Source organism: Croceibacter atlanticus HTCC2559 (genome assembly GCF_000196315.1).
Lineage (GTDB): Bacteria > Bacteroidota > Bacteroidia > Flavobacteriales > Flavobacteriaceae > Croceibacter > Croceibacter atlanticus.
On the sequence record NC_014230.1, the window covers coordinates 133741 to 152194 of the forward strand.

The 18454-nt window shown below is 33.7% G+C and carries 19 protein-coding genes; 8 read left to right on the plus strand and 11 right to left on the minus strand.

Annotated elements, in window-relative coordinates:
- Positions 1-95 precede the first annotated feature (95 nt).
- From CA2559_RS00535 to xrtF, 3 genes are read right to left on the minus strand one after another with little or no spacing between them, the layout of a single operon-like run.
- Positions 96-641 carry a DUF3347 domain-containing protein gene (locus CA2559_RS00535; RefSeq protein WP_013185877.1) on the minus strand — a complete coding sequence of 182 codons (546 nt, stop codon included), beginning with the start codon at positions 639-641 and terminating at the stop codon, positions 96-98.
- A gap of 34 nt (positions 642-675) precedes the next feature.
- Positions 676-1110, minus strand: coding sequence for an exosortase F system-associated membrane protein (locus CA2559_RS00540; protein ID WP_013185878.1), 435 nt, complete (start codon positions 1108-1110; stop codon positions 676-678).
- Positions 1107-1655, minus strand: a complete 549-nt coding sequence (gene xrtF, locus CA2559_RS00545; protein ID WP_041241052.1) for an exosortase family protein XrtF — start codon at positions 1653-1655, stop codon at positions 1107-1109. Before xrtF ends, CA2559_RS00540 begins: the two co-directional genes overlap by 4 nt.
- A gap of 31 nt (positions 1656-1686) precedes the next feature.
- Between xrtF and CA2559_RS00550 the strand changes: the two genes are divergently transcribed.
- Complete coding sequence (locus tag CA2559_RS00550; RefSeq protein ID WP_013185880.1) at positions 1687-2169, plus strand: GAF domain-containing protein; 483 nt, start codon at positions 1687-1689, stop codon at positions 2167-2169.
- 15 nt (positions 2170-2184) lie between these two features.
- Here the strand turns inward: CA2559_RS00550 and CA2559_RS00555 are convergent, their stop codons facing one another.
- Positions 2185-3438 carry an ABC transporter permease gene (locus tag CA2559_RS00555; protein WP_013185881.1) on the minus strand — a complete coding sequence of 418 codons (1254 nt, stop codon included), beginning with the start codon at positions 3436-3438 and terminating at the stop codon, positions 2185-2187.
- A gap of 193 nt (positions 3439-3631) precedes the next feature.
- On the opposite strand from CA2559_RS00555, the gene purH reads away from it, so the two are divergent.
- The 6 genes from purH to rodA are packed head-to-tail and all read left to right on the plus strand — an operon-like array spanning position 3632 to position 10689.
- Entirely contained in the window at positions 3632-5164 is a 1533-nt protein-coding gene (gene purH, locus CA2559_RS00560) for a bifunctional phosphoribosylaminoimidazolecarboxamide formyltransferase/IMP cyclohydrolase (RefSeq protein WP_013185882.1), read from the plus strand.
- A 40-nt stretch (positions 5165-5204) separates the two neighbouring features.
- Positions 5205-6233: a rod shape-determining protein gene (locus CA2559_RS00565; protein ID WP_013185883.1), complete on the plus strand. Its 1029-nt coding sequence runs from the start codon at positions 5205-5207 to the stop codon at positions 6231-6233.
- An 11-nt stretch (positions 6234-6244) separates the two neighbouring features.
- Positions 6245-7075 (plus strand): rod shape-determining protein MreC, encoded by an 831-nt coding sequence (gene mreC, locus CA2559_RS00570; RefSeq protein ID WP_041240837.1) that lies wholly within the window; start codon positions 6245-6247, stop codon positions 7073-7075.
- Positions 7068-7571 carry a hypothetical protein gene (locus tag CA2559_RS00575; RefSeq protein ID WP_013185885.1) on the plus strand — a complete coding sequence of 168 codons (504 nt, stop codon included), beginning with the start codon at positions 7068-7070 and terminating at the stop codon, positions 7569-7571. Before mreC ends, CA2559_RS00575 begins: the two co-directional genes overlap by 8 nt.
- Positions 7568-9436: a penicillin-binding protein 2 gene (mrdA, locus tag CA2559_RS00580; RefSeq protein ID WP_013185886.1), complete on the plus strand. Its 1869-nt coding sequence runs from the start codon at positions 7568-7570 to the stop codon at positions 9434-9436. Before CA2559_RS00575 ends, mrdA begins: the two co-directional genes overlap by 4 nt.
- On the plus strand, positions 9436-10689 hold the full coding sequence (rodA, locus tag CA2559_RS00585) for a rod shape-determining protein RodA (protein WP_013185887.1): 1254 nt from the start codon (positions 9436-9438) through the stop codon (positions 10687-10689). Before mrdA ends, rodA begins: the two co-directional genes overlap by 1 nt.
- A gap of 103 nt (positions 10690-10792) precedes the next feature.
- Here rodA and CA2559_RS00590 read toward each other — a convergent pair whose 3' ends face one another.
- Genes CA2559_RS00590 through CA2559_RS13790 form a run of 3 tightly spaced genes read right to left on the minus strand, consistent with a single transcriptional unit; the run spans position 10793 to position 13568 of the window.
- Positions 10793-11344, minus strand: coding sequence for a DUF4136 domain-containing protein (locus CA2559_RS00590; protein ID WP_013185888.1), 552 nt, complete (start codon positions 11342-11344; stop codon positions 10793-10795).
- Positions 11345-11370: 26 nt separating this feature from the next.
- On the minus strand, positions 11371-13359 hold the full coding sequence (locus CA2559_RS00595) for a urocanate hydratase (RefSeq protein WP_013185889.1): 1989 nt from the start codon (positions 13357-13359) through the stop codon (positions 11371-11373).
- A 50-nt stretch (positions 13360-13409) separates the two neighbouring features.
- Complete coding sequence (locus tag CA2559_RS13790; protein ID WP_158305525.1) at positions 13410-13568, minus strand: DUF5522 domain-containing protein; 159 nt, start codon at positions 13566-13568, stop codon at positions 13410-13412.
- 46 nt (positions 13569-13614) lie between these two features.
- Here CA2559_RS13790 and CA2559_RS00600 point away from each other — a divergent pair, with 46 nt between their 5' ends.
- A complete protein-coding gene (locus CA2559_RS00600; RefSeq protein WP_013185890.1) occupies positions 13615-13938 on the plus strand; it encodes a hypothetical protein in 324 nt (107 codons plus the stop codon).
- Between the two features lie 6 nt (positions 13939-13944).
- Here CA2559_RS00600 and CA2559_RS00605 read toward each other — a convergent pair whose 3' ends face one another.
- The 4 genes from CA2559_RS00605 to CA2559_RS13475 all read right to left on the minus strand — a co-directional run bounded on the left by CA2559_RS00605 (position 13945) and on the right by CA2559_RS13475 (position 18454).
- Positions 13945-15432, minus strand: coding sequence for a carboxypeptidase-like regulatory domain-containing protein (locus tag CA2559_RS00605; RefSeq protein ID WP_013185891.1), 1488 nt, complete (start codon positions 15430-15432; stop codon positions 13945-13947).
- A 165-nt stretch (positions 15433-15597) separates the two neighbouring features.
- The gene (locus CA2559_RS00610; protein WP_013185892.1) at positions 15598-16428 is read right to left on the minus strand and encodes a hypothetical protein; all 831 of its coding nucleotides are present in this window, start codon (positions 16426-16428) and stop codon (positions 15598-15600) included.
- Between the two features lie 194 nt (positions 16429-16622).
- A complete protein-coding gene (locus CA2559_RS00615; protein ID WP_013185893.1) occupies positions 16623-16970 on the minus strand; it encodes a hypothetical protein in 348 nt (115 codons plus the stop codon).
- A 2-nt stretch (positions 16971-16972) separates the two neighbouring features.
- Positions 16973-18454 (minus strand): hypothetical protein, encoded by a 1482-nt coding sequence (locus CA2559_RS13475; RefSeq protein ID WP_013185894.1) that lies wholly within the window; start codon positions 18452-18454, stop codon positions 16973-16975.

The window sequence follows — 18454 nt, forward strand, 5'->3', positions numbered from 1 at the left end:
AATATAGACTAATAAAAGAACGCACTATATCCGTACATTATGTACTAGAAACATGTTTAATTTGCTATGAGATGTTTTCCTGTCTTCGCGAATAGTTATTCAATATCACGCTCTACCAATCCACATTTAAGCATTTTATCTCCAAAGTAAGGATTACGAATAGCTTCCTCATTACTTAACCAATAAGCACCTTTGTTATTAAATGCCATAGGACAGTACTGGTAATATAATTTACCAGTTGCTATGTTCCCTTCAACTAAATTGGTCATTTCTTGAGTAACCGCTTCAAACGCTTCTCTTTGACCATCTATATTATCTTCAACAGCTAATAATGCCAATGCATCAATATAACCAGATTTTAACTCTGTCTTTCTTAGGGTATCTAAAGATGTTTCTGCTTTGCTTTTTGCTTCAGAAAAATTAGTATTTACCAAGGCTGTCTTAATGGCATTATAGCCGCTATAGGCTATAGCAACCTCATCTGATGAAAACTCAACCGTAGTTGGTGCTGCCTTATGTATTTCTTTTGCTGTAGTATTAACTGTTACAGTTTCTGGAGTATCTGTGTCTTTAGAGTTGTTTTTACAAGACATAACCAAAAATAAACCTAAAGCTAATACTAAGTAAGAATTGCGTTTCATAGTTACGTGTTTTTCTTACAAAGATATAGATTTTCTAATCGTGCTGCCGCTTGTAATAGTAAAATGCAGGTAATAATAATATTACCATAACAGGCTGTATTAAAAACCTACGAACATAGAACAATGGCATAAAATTATCTATCTGCTCTACTTGCAATAACATAATACAGAACACAGAAATTAAAGCAACAAATACTATTGTATATAAAAGTGCAGAAAATTTTAATACACTGCTGTCTTTAAATGCTACATAAAGAATAAGTAATGAAATTGCAGTATTTAATAAAAATCTAAGTATTGTATAACCTACTAGTTTACCAAAATGAAACTCCGGTGTTACACCTTTTAAATAATCACTGTGAAAGAAGTTAAGCAACGGATCATAAAACAAACTAGTTTCAAAAAAGCGAATTGCTGCCAAGCAAACTAACAAGAAACCTATACAAACTAGTTTTATAAGTGTTTTCATGTGTTAACTTTCTTTCTAGAGAACCTATTTACCCAAACTAGCCACAGTAAAAAAACAATACCATAAATAACTAATGGAAACAATATCCCATGCAGTAAATGGTACTGTTCAGGATACTCAAAAATACCTATACATAGGAATGCAATTCTAAAAATATTAAGCCCATAAATTAATGCTGTACCTGCTAGAATGTAAAGCAGTGTACTTTTCCAAGTATCAAAAAATGCAATAATAAAAGCAACAAAAAGAATCATAACACTAATGGCATTACAACCTTCTACAACACGTGCTAAATAATTTCCATTTATATACAATTTCATTGAAGCTTCATCTGGATGTGGCTCCACAACAGACTCATATCCAAAAGCATTAATTACAGCTTCACTTTGCTGTGCTACCAAATGGGTTATGTAATCTGGATAATACACGTCTGATGCTCCAAATTTTAAATACCCTTGATATACTAAAGCAAGTAAAAAATAACTCCCTAAAAACGTAAGGATAAAACGGATTACCGACTTATATTTGCCAAATAGTTCGCGCATAGTGTCGCAAATTAAAACATAATTATTACAAATGAGTACATCTGTTTCTACAAATATATTAGACAACTTAAAATTAGAAGTTGAAACCATTATTGATAATAAAAATTTATCTGTAGACCATCGTCTTACACAAATTTGTGAAGCGTTAGAGTCTAAAGTAGACTACTATGATTGGGTAGGCTTTTATTTTAAAAATGGCGATAAACCAGAATTAAAGTTACGCGCTTATGCTGGTGAGGAAACAGATCATAAAATAATTCCGTTTGGCAAAGGTATTTGCGGTCAAGTTGCAGTCTCTAACGAAAACTTTGTAGTGCCAGATGTTAAGGCTCAAGACAACTATATTGCTTGCAGCATATTTGTGAAGGCAGAAATAGTGATTCCTTTATTTGTAAATGGTGAAAATATTGGCCAGATAGATATAGATAGCCATACTGCAGATCCCTTTACAGATGCAGATACAGATTTCTTGGTATGGGTAAATAAAAAAGTTGCTGAACTCTTAGAGGCTTAAAATCTCAATCACATTTTACATTCCAGTTCTTATAGCTTCAACAGGATCTAACTTAGATGCTGAAACTGCTGGCACAATACCAGAAACTAAGCCAATTACGGCAGATATTGCTGTACCTATAAACATGTTAAATGGAGAAAGTACAAACTCAAAATCTCCTGTAAAGCTAGAGGCGATTAAAGAAATTATCCACACAAAAAAGAGTCCTACTAGGCCTCCTATTACAGCTAAGATAACAGCTTCAAACAAAAATTGATACAATATAAATCTGTTTTTAGCTCCAAGAGATTTTTGAATACCAATAAGGTTGGTACGCTCCTTTACACTTACAAACATAATATTGGCAATCCCGAAACCTCCTACTAAAAGTGAAAAGCCAGAGATAATGAGACCAATAATATTCATCTGTCCAGTTATATTATCTATAAAATCTGCAAAACCCTGAAGTTGGTTTACAAAGAAGTTATCTATCTCATCTGGCTTTAAGCCACGCTTACGTCTCATTTGCTGTCCTAAGAGCGCTGTAAATTCTGGAATATCTACACCAGGTTCAGGTTTCAGAATTATTGCAGGAAAAACAGATTTGTTATTATCTCCAAAAACACGCCTTACTAAGTTAACAGGTAGCATAGCTGCAGTATCCTTACTATCTCCAAAAAGTCCTGAACCTTCTTTTTTAAGAACACCAACTACGGTAAGCTTTTGGCCATAAACTCTAATTTGCTTTCCTATAGGATCAAAATTACCAAAGAGGTTGTTTGCAATCTCATCTCCAATAACTATAACTGGTGAGCCAGAATTAGATTCTTGCTCATTAAAAAAGCGCCCTTTTGCAATTTGCAATGCTTCAATATCATAATACTCATCTGTTACTGGTGCTAGATTTACACTAGAAACCGAGTTATCTTGATATTTTAAAGTTTCTGGGGCAACGTTTAATGTATAGGTAATAGCTTCAATATCCGATACATTTCTCTTAAGGTATTGGTATTCTTCATATGTAACATCTGGAAATTGCTCTCGTTTCCATTGTGGTATTTCTGTAGGACCAAAAGAAAAACGCATTACATACATTGTGCTATTGTCTAAAGAGCTTAAGCTTCCTGTAATTTCTTGTTTTAAAGAATCAACTGCTGCAAGAACTCCAATGATAGAAAAGATTCCTATTGTTACACCAAGTAACGACAAGAATGTACGTAACATATTATTACGCAATGCATTTATAGCAAAGTTGAAGCTTTCTTTTAAGACTCTAAAATAGATTAACATAAGTGTAAGTTACTCAAGTTTTATTAAAAATTTGGCTTAATTAAGTCTTACAACTTGTAGACAAAAACACGCAGCACATACATTTGACGCCTGTCTTAATAACTTGTTACAAATTTGTGAAATTAATTACCCTTTTAGGTTATAAATTACTGCATCAAAATGGTATTTTTGCACCTTTAATAAACAAACCACAATGAGCCACACAAAAAAAGCAACATCAGCATTAATATCTGTCTTTCATAAAGAAGGTTTAGAACCAATTGTTAGAAAATTAAACGACCTAGGCGTTACCATATACTCTACAGGTGGTACAGAGAAATTTATAAAAGGTTTAGGTATAAACTGTGTTGCCGTAGAAGATGTGACTTCATATCCATCTATCTTAGGAGGTCGAGTTAAAACATTGCACCCAAAAGTATTTGGTGGTATTTTAAATAGACAAGACAACGAGAGTGATGTGGCACAAATGACAGAGTTTGACATTCCTCAATTAGATATTGTTATAGTTGATTTATATCCTTTTGAAAAAACGGTTGCATCTGGTGCAAGCGAGCAGGATATTATCGAAAAAATTGACATAGGAGGTATTTCACTTATTCGTGCTGCTGCTAAAAACTTTAAAGATGTTATTTGTGTATCTTCTATGGAAGATTATTCAGAGTTTTTAGATGTTATCTCTAATGGAAATGGAGAAACTACTTTAGCAGACCGTAAGCGTTTTGCTGGTAAAGCATTTAATGTATCGTCTCATTATGATTCGGCTATCTTTAATTATTTCAATAGCGAACACGATGTGCCAGCATTAAAGATTAGCGAAACAAAAGGTAAAGCATTGCGTTATGGGGAAAACCCACACCAAAAAGGATTTTTCTTCGGAGATTTTGATGCAATGTTTGATAAACTTCACGGTAAGGAATTATCTTATAATAACTTATTAGATGTTGATGCTGCTGTTAACCTTATGAATGAGTTTAATGGAGATGCGCCAACATTTGCTATTTTAAAACATAATAATGCTTGTGGTATTGCACAAAGAGATACAGTGCTTAATGCTTACAAAGATGCGCTAGCTGGAGATCCTGTTTCTGCATTTGGTGGTATCTTAATTAGTAATAGTGAGATTGATGTGGCTACTGCAAACGAAATTCATAAACTATTTTGTGAAGTTGTTATAGCACCAAACTTTTCAAAAGATGCAGAAAAAGTTTTAAAGGGTAAGAAAAACAGAATTTTATTAATTCAAAAAGAAGCTAAACTACCTGAAACCATTGTAAGAACATGTTTAAATGGTGCTTTAGTGCAGGACAGAGATCATATAACAGATGCTAAAGAAAACTTTAGCTATGCTACAGACACAAAGCCAACCGAAGAACAAATAGAAGATTTATTGTTTGCCTCAAAAATATGCAAACACACAAAGAGTAACACCATAGTACTAGCTAAGAACAAGCAATTATGTGCAAGCGGTACAGGACAAACCTCAAGAGTAGATGCGTTAAGACAAAGTATTGAAAAGGCAAAAAGCTTTGATTTTGAACTAGATGGTGCGGTTATGGCAAGTGATGCATTTTTCCCTTTTCCAGATTGTGTAGAGATTGCAGACCAAGCAGGAATTTCTGCCGTTATACAACCTGGCGGTTCAATAAAAGATCAATTAAGCATAGATTACTGTAATGACCATAAAATAGCTATGGTAATGACAGGAACACGCCATTTTAAACACTAAATTTTATACATTTACGAAATTTCTTAACCACAACACATAAATGGGACTTTTTGATTTTCTAACTGAAGAAGTTGCAATTGACCTTGGAACTGCAAACACACTCATTATTCACAATGACAAAGTTGTTGTAGATAGCCCGTCAATAGTAGCAAGAGACCGCACTACTGGCAAAATAATTGCCGTAGGACGTGAAGCTGCAATGATGCAAGGAAAGACCCACGAAAACATTAAAACCATACGCCCATTAAAAGATGGTGTTATTGCAGATTTTGATGCGAGTGAACAGATGATAAAAATGTTTATTCAAGAAATACCTGCATTAAAGAAAAAGTTCTTTCGCCCAGATTTAAGAATGGTTATTTGTATTCCTTCTGGAATAACAGAGGTAGAAATGCGAGCGGTTAAGGAAAGTGCAGAACGTGTTAAGGGTAAAGAAGTATATCTTATTCACGAACCTATGGCAGCTGCTATAGGTATTGGTGTAGACATTATGCAACCAAAAGGAAATATGATTGTAGATATAGGTGGTGGTACCACAGAGATTGCAGTTATAGCTCTTGGTGGTATTGTTTGTGACAAATCTGTTAAGATTGCAGGAGATGTATTTACAAATGATATTGTATACTATATGCGTACACAGCATAACTTATATGTTGGAGAACGTACTGCAGAAAAAATTAAGATACAAATAGGTGCTGCTACAGAAGATTTAGAGGTGCCACCAGAAGATATGAGCGTGCAAGGCCGTGATTTATTAACTGGTAAACCTAAGCAAGTACAAATTTCTCATAGAGAAATAGCTAAAGCATTAGACAAATCTATTCTTAGAATTGAAGATGCTGTGATGGAAACCTTAGGGCAAACGCCTCCAGAACTTGCTGCAGATATTTACAATACTGGTATTTATCTTGCAGGTGGTGGTTCTATGTTACGTGGATTAGATAAACGTTTATCACAAAAAACAGACTTACCTGTGTATATTGCAGAAGACCCATTACGTGCTGTAGTTAGAGGAACAGGTATAACACTAAAAAATTTAAGCAGATACAAAGGCGTACTTCTTAAATAAAAATAAATCTTATGCAGCAAATACTCAGCTTCCTTATTCGGAACAAAAATACCTTGCTGTTTCTTTTCTTGTTTGCTATATCATTAGCGTTTACTGTTGAGTCTCACTCCTATCATAAAAGTAAATGGATAAGCTCTACCAACTTTTTAAGCGGCAATGTTTTTGGTTTTGGCTCATCTATAGATTCTTACTTTAATCTTAGAGACGTAAATACAACATTAGTAAAAGAAAACCAGCAATTACGATTGCAGTTAGAACGATTTAAATCTATACCAATAGACACAAGTTTTACAGATACTGCAACCTATAACTCACCTTATAAATTTTATAATGCTACTGTAATTGCCAATAGCTTTTCAAAAAAGGACAATTATATTCTTATAAACAAAGGACAAAAAGATAGCATTAAACCAGATATGGGCGTAATTACACCGAATGGTTTATTAGGGATTATTGAAAACACATCTTCTAATTATTCTAGAATTATTTCAATATTAAATAGCAACCTTGAAATTAATGTAGGTTTAAAAAAATCTGACCATTTTGGAACATTAAGTTGGAATGGCGAGTCTCCTTACAAAGCTCAACTTATAGATGTTGGTAGATTAGCACCTGTAAAAGTTGGTGATACTATTATAACTTCAGGTAACTCATCAATTTTTCCAAAAGGTATTCCTGTAGGAAAAATCAGTGATTTTAGCTTAGACCAAAGTAAAAGTTACTATAAAATTAATGTTGAACTTTTTAACGACATGACTGGCATAGGTCCTGTATATGTTATTGAAAACTTAATGAAACCAGAATTAGATTCACTTAAAAACTCAACAATATTAAATGAATAATCCATTTATACATATTGTCCGTTTTGTGGTTTTAATCTTACTACAGGTATTATTATTAAATGACATTAATTTTTTAGGGTATATAAATCCTTACCTATATATTTTATTCATCATTTTATTACCTGCAGGTATTAATCAAACTCGCTTGTTATTCTTTAGTTTCCTATTAGGTATAACTGTGGACATGTTTGAAGATTCTGGAGGAATGCATGCCTGCGCATGTCTGCTAATGGCATACGTAAGGCCACTTATCCTAAGGTTCTCATTTGGTTTAAGTTACGATTACCAAACCTTAAAATTCAGCAAAACACCATTTGGGTCAAGACTTACGTACATTACCCTAATGGTACTTGTACATCATTTAACACTATTTTCTTTGGAAATTTTCAATGCTTCCCATATACTAAGCATATTGAAAAACACGTTGTTTTCAGGAGTATTTAGCATACTCGTCATAATTATAACAACAACACTTTTTAGCAAAAAAAGAACTTGAGAAAACTCTTACTATTTAGCATCATAATCATAACAGGTTTCGTTTTTTTAGGACGATTATTTTACCTGCAAATTTTCGATGATTCATTTCAGGCACTTTCGGCAAACAATGCGTTAAAGGTTGTTTATGATTACCCACAACGCGGTTATATCTTTGATCGGGACGGAAAGCTATTAGTAGCCAACCAGCCATCTTATGATGTTATGGTTATCCCTAGAAATGTAAAACCTTTTGACACACTAGAGCTTTGTAATATTTTAAGTATTACAAAAGATCAACTTGAAGAACGCCTTACAAAAGCTAAAATTTGGTCTCCTAGATTATCTTCGGTAGTCGTACCTCAACTCACCAAGAAAGAATATGCTTTTCTTCAGGAAAAAATGAGGAAATTTACGGGGTTCTATATTCAAAAACGTTCACTTAGAGATTACAAAATAGATGATGCAGCTAATGTTTTAGGATATATTGCAGAGGTTAATAATGGTGACATAAAGAAAAACCCATATTACCAATCTGGAGATTTAATAGGGAAACAAGGTGTAGAGGAACAATACGAAGAAATTTTACGCGGAAAAAAGGGTGTAAAATATATTCAGAAGGATAGGTTTAATAGAGATATTGGGCCTTACAAAGAAGGCGTATATGACACGTTACCTGTAAAAGGTAAAGACCTAACTATTACTATAGACTCTAAGTTACAAGACTATGCAGAACAACTCATGGTCAATAAAAGAGGTGGCATTGTGGCTATCGAGCCTTCTACTGGTGAGATATTAGCTCTAGTTACTGCTCCAAACTACGATCCTTCTATGCTAGTGGGAAGAAAACGATCTAGAAATTACACCAAACTATATTACGACAGCATATCTAAACCATTGTTTGACAGAGGCTTGCAAGGAGAGTATCCGCCAGGCTCACCTTTTAAAGCTTTAACAGCGCTTATTGGCTTAGAAGAAAATGTGGTTGACACTAAAGAACGTTTTAGCTGTCATATGGGGTACTCTTATGGTAAACGTGGCCATATGGGTTGCCACAGTCATGCATCTCCTCTATCTATGATACCTGGAATTGCAAATTCTTGCAATGCATATTTTGCGAATGTTTATCGAAGAACTATTGAAAAGTATGATACACCACAAGAAGGCATAGATCGATGGAAGAAACATTTGTCAAGTTTTGGTTTAGGAAATTACTTAGGAACAGATCTTCCAATAGGAAAAAAAGGATTAGTACCAGATTCAGATTTTTATAATCGTGCCTATAGGTATCCTACCTACAAATGGTATGCTACAGCAACACTATCTAATGCAATTGGGCAAGGTGAAGTACTAATGAGTCCTATACAGTTAGCCAATATGATGGCTGCCATTGCTAATAGAGGTTGGTTTTACACGCCACATATACTTAAAGAGGTAAATGGAAAACCAATTGAAGATAGCAACTACACAGAAAAAAAATACACCACAGTTTCACCAGAGAATTTTGAACCGGTTATTGAAGGTTTACATGATGTATATAACTACGGAACTGCTAATTTTCTTAAAGTTCCAGGAATTGAAATCTGCGGAAAAACAGGAACTGCTGAGAATTTTACAAAAATTGATGGTAAGAAAACTCAACTAACAGATCATAGTGTATTTATCGCATTTGCACCTAAAGAAAACCCTAAAATAGCCTTAGCTATTCTCGTTGAAAATGGATATTGGGGCGCACGCTATGCTGGTAGAATAGCAAGTTTACTTATCGAAAAGTATTTGAAAGGTGAAATTACAAGAACCGATTTAGAGAAGTGGGTTTTAGAAAATAGTTTGCAGGATGAGTATGCAAAACCAGTTAGTGGAGAACCTTTTAAAATAAATCAGTAATGCTTAGAAGTATCGCTAATTTTGATTGGATTACAATACTCATATTCTTTGTACTTGTTGGTTTTGGTTGGGGAAATATTTACTCCGCATCCCTAAGTGACGCTGCCACTGGTTATTTGGACTTAGGGCAACCATACGGCAAACAACTCTTATTTATAATTCTTAGTGTATTTCTTATCATAATCATGTTAAGTATAGAGGCTAAGTTTTATGAGAAGTTTTCTGGCGTTATTTATATAATAGCACTACTCTCTTTAATTGGATTATTTGTTTTTGGTAAAACCATATCTGGAGCTACCTCTTGGTATAGTTTCGGTAGTTTCAGCTTACAACCAAGTGAGTTTGCCAAAGCTGCAACAGCATTAGCACTCGCTAAATATATTAGTGATATTGAAACTAATGTAAAGAACATAAAACACCAATTAAAGGCTTTTGTAATTATTGCTTTGCCGGCTTTAATTATTATACCACAACCAGACCCTGGCAGTGCTTTGGTATACGCAGCATTTTTCTTCCCTTTATATAGAGAAGGATTAAGTGGTGTTTATTTAGCCGTTGGTATTTCTGCAATAACTTTATTTGTAACCACATTGCTAATAGGACCATTAATGGTTTCTATCTGTACAGCAACCCTTTTAATTTTAATCTTTTTATTTAATAGAAAACGAAAGCCAAAACTTTCTCATTACTTAGGTTTGCTCATTATTTCTGTAGGGCTAGCTTATTCTGTAAGCTACATTTTTAATAACGTATTTGAACAACGTCATAGAGACCGTTTTAATATTGTATTAGGAAAAGAAGTAGACAGTAAGGGTATTGGTTACAATACCAACCAAAGTGAAATTGCTATAGGTAGCGGAAGTTGGTTTGGTCGTGGTTGGACAGAAGGCACACAAACAAAAGGAAACTTTGTTCCAGAGCAACATACAGATTATATTTTTAGTACTGTTGGTGAAGAATGGGGATTTTTAGGAAGCACCTTAGTTGTTGTATTATTTGTTGCGCTTTTACTGCGGATAATTTACTTAGCAGAACGGCAGAAAAGACAATTTAATCGAATTTATGGCTATAGCGTAGCCGGTATTTTATTTGTTCACTTTTTGGTTAATATTGGTATGGTTACTGGCATATTTCCTACAGTTGGTATACCTCTTCCTTTTTTTAGCTATGGTGGTAGTGGTCTTTGGGGTTTCACAATTTTACTTTTTATATTTATTAAATTAGATTCAGAACGACTTACATTTTGGTCTTAACTATTTTCTCTACATCTAATATTATAAATAAAATCCAAAAAAAATACCCGACTTGTTAAAGCCGAGTATTTTACTCTTTTAGTATAGGTATTACAATCTAAGATTAGTTTTTAAAACTACCTGGAGGATATCTTTCAATAATTTCCTTTACTATTTCTTTAATACGCTCTTCTTTACGTTCAATATTATTTGAGGTAACTAAAGCTGCAGAGCCCATACCTTGCCATACTAACTCTTTACGATCTGCATCTATAAAATCTATATACAAAGTACCTTCTGTGGTAGAGCTAACAGTGTTGTAACCTGTACCCCAATAAAATGGTTGCCATCCCCAACCATACCAGCCACCATAGCCTAAGTTATTATTATAAATGTTTACATTTTCCTTAGTCTTTGTAAATATGCTTACAAGCATATTAGGATTTTCAGATTTAGCAAAGCCTTTAGCAGTAAGCTCAGCTTCAATAGCACGTAAAATACGTTTCTTGTCTATATCATTAATTTCAGCCTTATCAATACCAGGCTTAAAGAAGGCAAAAGTGTTGTAAGAGTCGAAGTTTGCATCTTTATCATAATCTGCAGCAACACGAACACTGCTACAAGATGATAATACTAATACAAAGACTCCTAAAACTAATAGTTTAAATGAGTTCATAATGGTAATGTTTTTAATAGTGATATTTATAACGAATTAAGCAAATGATCGTCTACTAAATTTGGCAATGTAACTTTAAGGTTTGGTTCACTTTCCATAGCTCGTTTTATAGCAAAAATCGCTTCATCATTACGAGCCCAAGATCGTCTTGCAATCCCATTATTAACATCCCAAAATAACATAGAACGTAACCTATTTGCAGCCTCCTTACTACCATCAAGAAGCATACCAAAGCCACCATTAACAACTTCTCCCCAACCTACACCACCACCATTATGGATACTAACCCAAGTGGCTCCTCTAAAACTATCTCCAATTACATTATGTATAGCCATATCTGCTGTGAAGCGACTACCATCATATATATTCGAGGTTTCACGATACGGTGAATCTGTCCCAGAAACATCATGATGATCTCTTCCTAAAATAACTGGACCAATTTCGCCATTGTTAATTGCAGTATTAAAAGCTTCTGCTATTTTCATACGGCCATTGGCATCTGCATATAAAATTCTGGCTTGAGATCCCACAACTAATTTATTCTTCTGAGCACCTTTTATCCAAGTAATATTATCTTGCATTTGTTGCTGTATTTCTTTTGGAGCCTCTTTCATTAATTGCTCTAAAACTTTAGTTGCAATTGCATCTGTTTTTTGAAGATCTTCTGACTTTCCTGAAGCACAAACCCAACGAAATGGTCCAAAACCATAATCGAAGCACATTGGCCCCATTATATCTTGAACGTAACTCGGGTATTTAAATTCTTTATTAGCTTCAGTTGACATGACATCTGCTCCTGCTCTAGAAGCTTCAAGTAAAAATGCATTGCCATAATCAAAGAAATATGTTCCTTTCTCTGTGTGTTTATTAATTGCTTTAGCTTGTCTTTTAAGGCTTTCTTGAACTTTCTCCTTAAAAGCCTCTGGTTTATTAGCCATTAAATTGTTAGCTTCTTCGTAAGTTAAACCAACTGGATAGTAGCCACCAGCCCAAGGATTGTGTAGGGAAGTTTGATCGCTTCCTAAATCTATAGTAATATTTTCTTTATCAAAATGCTCCCAAACTTCAACTATATTTCCTTGATATGCTATAGATACCGTTTCCTTGTTTTGCTTTGCTTTTACAACACGTTGAGATAATGTATTTAAATCATCTATTACTTCATCTACCCAACCTTGCGAATGCCTTGTATATGTTGCTTTTGGATTAACTTCTGCACAAACTGTTATACATCCTGCAATATTACCTGCTTTAGGTTGCGCACCACTCATTCCTCCTAAACCAGATGTAACAAATAAACCACCTTTGGTTTCTTTATTTATTTTTCTGAAGCCATTAAGTACTGTAATGGTTGTACCGTGAACAATACCTTGAGGACCAATATACATATAACTTCCTGCCGTCATTTGACCATATTGCGTAACGCCTAATGCATTAAACTTTTCCCAGTCATCTGGTTGCGAGTAATTAGGGATCATCATACCATTGGTAACTACAACACGTGGTGCTTCTTTATGAGAGGGAAACAATCCTAACGGATGCCCAGAATACATTACCAAAGTTTGCTCATTATTCATAGTTGCCAGATACTGCATGACTAACCTATATTGTGCCCAGTTTTGAAATACCGCACCATTACCACCATAAGTAATTAATTCGTGTGGATGTTGTGCTACTGCGTGGTCTAGGTTGTTTTGTATCATTAACATTAAACCCTTTGCTTGCTCACTCTCACCTGGATACTCTTCTATCGGTCTTGCGTAAATCTTATAATCTGGACGAAACCTATACATGTAAATACGACCATATTTCTCTAACTCTTGTTTAAACTCAGGAAGCAGTGTTTTATGATGTTTGGCTTCAAAATAACGAAGGGCATTTTTAAGAGCTAACTTTTCCTCTTCTGCAGTAAGAATTTTTTTTCGTTTTGGTGCATGGTTAACTGTTGCATCATAATGTTTAGGTGCAGGTAAGTGTTCTGGTATCCCTTGTAAAATTTCGTCTTTAAAAGTCATATTGTTTGTTGGTCTTTAGATATAAGATTTAGGGTGTCTTTATTTATGATCTATTTTTTAGTTTTATTGAATCCATATGGGCAATGTCGGCAGCCACTTTCACAACAGTAACCTCTTTTTAAATGGTATTGTTCTGTAAAGCACTTGTAGCCTTCTGGAGTTAGATAATAATCTCCGTCTTCAATAGGTATTCGCTTTTTAAATTGCATCTGTAGTGTTCTTTCATCACAAAAATAAGATTCTTATCTTGAACTTATGATTGTGATTGTAAATCGATTTCTTTTACGCGAAGGATTTAATGGGATTACCCTTTGGCCATTTATAATACTAAGGAGTAATTCTCTTAAAAATGATCCAATACTTTTAAATCATGAGCGCATACATTTAAGACAACAGCTTGAGTTATTGATTGTCTTTTTTTATGTATGGTATGCTGTTGAGTTTTTACTGAAGTGGTATAAATATGGAAACAGGCTCATTGCCTATAAAAATATTAGCTTTGAAAGAGAAGCCTTCACTAATGAAGCAAATTTATCATATTTAAAGAATAGAGGACTTTGGAGGTTTTGGAAGTATTAATAAATTTTAGCGATGAACAATAACTTGAAATCTTTCATAATCTGAAGTACCAAAAGTAGCCCTAAAGCCAAAATCTCCTCCTATAATTTCACCCATTAATTGTATAGTATGTGTACCTGCTGGCAGTTCTACAAATCCATTACCTACAATATAATACCATCCATTACTTATTGATATATTTCCTCCGCTTTCATTTTCATCGTTTACAAATATAGCAGATGCATAACCATACCTATCTGAATCGTTTGCCAATGCATCATTTGCATCTGTACCTACTCTAATATAACTTCTAAAATTACGTGGATGACCGTCTTGAATAATACCTGAAGATTCGCCAAATGGAGTAATAATAGTTGGTAGTGAATATGTAATATTTACTAAAGAGCTTTCTAAAAGTGTAATTGTCGTTGAAAATACAAGCTGAGTGATCCTCGCACCAGTAGTTTCCATAAATACACCATTCCCAAGAAAATTTAAATTATTTTGATCCATGTACACTTGAGTTAGTGTTGGTTGTAAAATCAAATTTCCTTCGTTATCAACATAAACTGGTTCGGGAATTGAATTAATATTTATGTTATTATTAGCTTCATTCAGACTTTCTATTCTAATTGTTTCGTTTGCTCCAGAAATATGTAATGCCTCCTGAGGGTTTGTATTTTTTATACCTGTGTCACCATTGCTATCTACCCTAAAGTTCCCATTTGAATAAGTACCATTAGAGTTGGTTGTAACTCCTAGTGTAATTCCGCCATCAGACCAATAATCATTATCTGTAACATCTACGCCCCAAAGTGGAGCGCCTTCATCTGTAGTACGACCAGAGATCCAATATTTATTATTTCCAGGATTTGTTCCTGTATTTGCTAATTCAATTAAGCTAAAACCATTATCACCAGTATTAATATTTCCGCTCTTTAAAACTTTCAAAACAGAGCTATGGTCTTGACCTCCACCACCTACATCTTGATCTTCTATAGTAAAGACATCTTTTTCTCCAGTTAAGCTGTTGTCTTGTGTAAACGTATATGCATTATAATTTTCTGTACTTGTGGCTTCAAAAGCGCCGTTAGGATTTGGTGTATTTATACCAAAAGCACCATTAGTAAAATTAAGGTCTTCACCGTTCATATCATAGGTTCTAGGCTCTTCTGACTGTGTTAAATCATCCTTTCCTAAATTTTTATCACCCAATGGAATCCAAGTTGTACCATCCCAATAATGAAAACCTTTTCCTGTACTTGTGTTAGTATTATATACTAATAAACTTTCAGCAGAAGATATTTCTAAAGCATTTGCCAAACCTGCAATTGGAGCTATGTTTGAAAGGTCTGAAATATTTATTCTGGGTATTAAAATGCCCTTATCTCTTGCATCTACATCTAACAGAGATCCGTTATTTGGCGTAGTTGTATTAATACCTACTTGAGACCAACTTGAATAAGAAAGTAATGCAATAAATAGCATTATAATAAGACGATAATTGTTAACCATATATAACTTTTATTAAGGGTATAAAAGTAATACGCAAGACATTAAGCGCTTGTTAAATATTAGTTAACTCGCTGAGATGCAACATTTAAAGATAAAATACAATTACTAGTGATGTAATATTAAATTGTGTTGTGAATATGAATCTATACATTAAAAAGCATGTATCTACTCACCCAGATATACAAAAACGTTAGTGATTAAACTAGAAGGCACATTGTTTAGAGGTTCGTTAGATCCTCCAGAATTGACAACAACTTCATGAGTATGATTGCCTTCGCTTGCTGTGTTTCTTGATACTGAATTTTTATTTGCAACTTGTTCTGTATAAATTTCTGTACCACTTGATAGTAATGGTCCTAAATTTACATTTATTATACCTGCGACTGTAAGCATTATATCACCAAAGGTTAAATCTACAACAACCTCAATCTCATCACTTCCTTTATCTTGATACTGGTGACCATGATCACCTTTAACATCTGTAGTTGCTGTTGGTAAATTATAATTTGGCAAATTAGCTTGTGTAATTGAAACTGTATTACTTCCTTCTGTGCTAGCTAATGTTTCTGAACCATTTTTGGCTTTCAAAAATTTATCGGTTGCATCAGGTAAATTAGTTGCAGTAACTCCAAAAATTGCTTCAGCATGAGCCTGTGCCTTTGGTGGTAATGAAGAAATTAAGCGTCCATCTAAAATATACCAGCCACCATGATCTTCTATTTGAAAACCATTTTTAATATCTCCAATAGTATTACCAGAAATGCCATTCCATTTATTGTCTTTCCAATAGTAAAAACCTTCATTTCCCGGATTGGTATTGTAAACTAACAATCCTTCAGAATTTCCTTCTGGAATATTAGTAATTGGTGAAATAGAGTTTGCATCTGGAAGGTTTATTCTTGGGATTAAAATTCCTTTATCTGTACTTTCAATATCTAAAATAGAATCTTCTGCAGGTGAATCTGTATTTATCCCTACTTGCGAAAACACTGACATAGAGAACAGCAAACTAATAAAAATTGAAACGTTGAGTTTTAGTAGGTTCATTTAACTTCAATTATCATTTACAATAATAAATGTAATCGAATAGTGAGTATTATCCTACTTAACAGACACTAAATAGCTTAAATACAAATATTTGTGACGACACTCTTAATAAGTGTGACAAAAAATAAATCTAAATAGAAGTTTTAATTGCTATTTTTTCTTTCCAGAATTCTACTTAAAATTTTCATTTGTGATTTTTCTAATTTTTCATTTATAGATAAAGATTTCAACTTTGGAATATGTCTTTTGTTACTTTTTTTTATCTCAAAAATAAATGCATTATGCACTTTCGCATTATAAGGGGTTAATATTGCAGTTTTTCCTTTATTTACTCGTTTAATTTTAGTTTGGTTATCATTTTTATCGATTGTAGAGTTATTTTTACTCTTAGTAAAATTTTCAATTAATTGTTCACTCAGTGCTTTATTAATTTGAGAAAAACTTTGAAGACTGAATCCCAATATAAAAACTATAAATATCTTTTTTAGCATAATTAATAATGTAAAATAATTTGAAAGCGATCTACGCCAGTATTACCACCAAACTCACCGTTTACTCCAAAACCGTTGCCTGCAGCTACAAAACCTATTACAGACAAATCATAAGTAGTTCCGGCCGGAGAACCAGTTAATTGAGCATAACCGTTCCCATTTAAAAAAAATGTTCCTGACAGAATTCTAGATGAAGCTGTTAAACCTGATGGTCGACTTGTGTATGCTTCTGATGTATAACCAACTAAATTTGTGTCGATAAATAATGCAGTACCATATTGTCTTGGGTTACCATCTGTAATTGGATTAAATGAAGAATCTGTTATATTCACACCAATTTGGTATACTACTTCAACTAATGCATCTTGAGTTAGAGTTATACTTGTAGTATAGAGTGTTTCTTGAGTCAAAGTACCATTAGAACTTGTAACATCTCTTGAAGCAGGAATAAATGTAGTAAGATTGTCTTCTGGCATACTATTTTGAACTAATGATGGCCTAATTTTTAAATCACCATTCGAATCCACATACACTACAGCATCATCAACTCCATTATTTGAAGCATTATTAGTGCTATTTAAGGATTCTATTCTAATTGTTTCAGATGTTCCTGAAATATGTAAAGCCTCTAAAGGATTGGTATTATTTATTCCTGTATAGCCATTGCTATTAACTCTAAAGTTTCCACTCGAATATGTTCCATTTGTATTTTCTGTAATACCAAGAGTTAATCCACCTTTAGACCAAAAATCATTGTCTGTAATATCTACTCCCCAAAGCACTGCAGACTCATCAATCTTCCTCCCTGAAATCCAATACTTATTAGCACCAGGATCTGAGCCTGTGTTTGCCAATTCAATTAAGCTAAACCCATTATCACCTGAGTTAATATTACCACTTTTTAGCACTTTTAGTACAGAGCTGTGGTCTTGTGCACCGCCACCTGCATCTTGATCTTCAATAGTAAAGACATCCTTTTCTCCAGTTAAACTGTTATCTTGAGTAAATGTATAGGCATCATAATTTTCTGTACTTGTAGCTTCAATTGCACCATTGGGATTAGGTGTATTTATACCGAAAGCACCATTTGTAAAATTAAGATCCTCGCCATTCATATCATAAGTTCTTGGCTCTTCAGACTGAGTTAAGTCATCTTTTCCTAAATTTTTATCTCCTAAAGGTATCCAAGTTGTACCATCCCAATAATGAAATCCTCTTCCAGTTGTGTCATTAATATTATATACTAATAGACTTTCTGCAGCCATTTCTTCTGCAAATGATATAAGTCCAGATATTGGAGCAATAGTTGTTAAATCGGTTATGTTTATTCTTGGGATTAAAACTCCTTTTTCTCTAGAACTAACATCTAAAAGGGCACCGCCATTAGGATCGGTAATATTTATGCCCACTTGCGCGTAAGTAAAGGGTAACACACCTAATACCAGTAGAGTAACAATAAGATATTTTTGTAGTTTTATTTTCAT

What these genes read in the sequence shown, in the direction of transcription:
- CA2559_RS00535 (WP_013185877.1), bottom strand. Translation starts at nt 641, where the DNA reads ATGAAACGCAATTCTTACTTAGTATTAGCTTTAGGTTTATTTTTGGTT.
- CA2559_RS00540 (WP_013185878.1), bottom strand. Translation starts at nt 1,110, where the DNA reads ATGAAAACACTTATAAAACTAGTTTGTATAGGTTTCTTGTTAGTTTGC.
- xrtF (WP_041241052.1), bottom strand. Translation starts at nt 1,655, where the DNA reads ATGCGCGAACTATTTGGCAAATATAAGTCGGTAATCCGTTTTATCCTT.
- CA2559_RS00550 (WP_013185880.1), top strand. Translation starts at nt 1,687, where the DNA reads ATGAGTACATCTGTTTCTACAAATATATTAGACAACTTAAAATTAGAA.
- CA2559_RS00555 (WP_013185881.1), bottom strand. Translation starts at nt 3,438, where the DNA reads ATGTTAATCTATTTTAGAGTCTTAAAAGAAAGCTTCAACTTTGCTATA.
- purH (WP_013185882.1), top strand. Translation starts at nt 3,632, where the DNA reads ATGAGCCACACAAAAAAAGCAACATCAGCATTAATATCTGTCTTTCAT.
- CA2559_RS00565 (WP_013185883.1), top strand. Translation starts at nt 5,205, where the DNA reads ATGGGACTTTTTGATTTTCTAACTGAAGAAGTTGCAATTGACCTTGGA.
- mreC (WP_041240837.1), top strand. Translation starts at nt 6,245, where the DNA reads ATGCAGCAAATACTCAGCTTCCTTATTCGGAACAAAAATACCTTGCTG.
- CA2559_RS00575 (WP_013185885.1), top strand. Translation starts at nt 7,068, where the DNA reads ATGAATAATCCATTTATACATATTGTCCGTTTTGTGGTTTTAATCTTA.
- rodA (WP_013185887.1), top strand. Translation starts at nt 9,436, where the DNA reads ATGCTTAGAAGTATCGCTAATTTTGATTGGATTACAATACTCATATTC.
- CA2559_RS00590 (WP_013185888.1), bottom strand. Translation starts at nt 11,344, where the DNA reads ATGAACTCATTTAAACTATTAGTTTTAGGAGTCTTTGTATTAGTATTA.
- CA2559_RS00595 (WP_013185889.1), bottom strand. Translation starts at nt 13,359, where the DNA reads ATGACTTTTAAAGACGAAATTTTACAAGGGATACCAGAACACTTACCT.
- CA2559_RS13790 (WP_158305525.1), bottom strand. Translation starts at nt 13,568, where the DNA reads ATGCAATTTAAAAAGCGAATACCTATTGAAGACGGAGATTATTATCTA.
- CA2559_RS00600 (WP_013185890.1), top strand. Translation starts at nt 13,615, where the DNA reads ATGATTGTGATTGTAAATCGATTTCTTTTACGCGAAGGATTTAATGGG.
- CA2559_RS00605 (WP_013185891.1), bottom strand. Translation starts at nt 15,432, where the DNA reads ATGGTTAACAATTATCGTCTTATTATAATGCTATTTATTGCATTACTT.
- CA2559_RS00610 (WP_013185892.1), bottom strand. Translation starts at nt 16,428, where the DNA reads ATGTCAGTGTTTTCGCAAGTAGGGATAAATACAGATTCACCTGCAGAA.
- CA2559_RS00615 (WP_013185893.1), bottom strand. Translation starts at nt 16,970, where the DNA reads ATGCTAAAAAAGATATTTATAGTTTTTATATTGGGATTCAGTCTTCAA.
- CA2559_RS13475 (WP_013185894.1), bottom strand. Translation starts at nt 18,454, where the DNA reads ATGAAAATAAAACTACAAAAATATCTTATTGTTACTCTACTGGTATTA.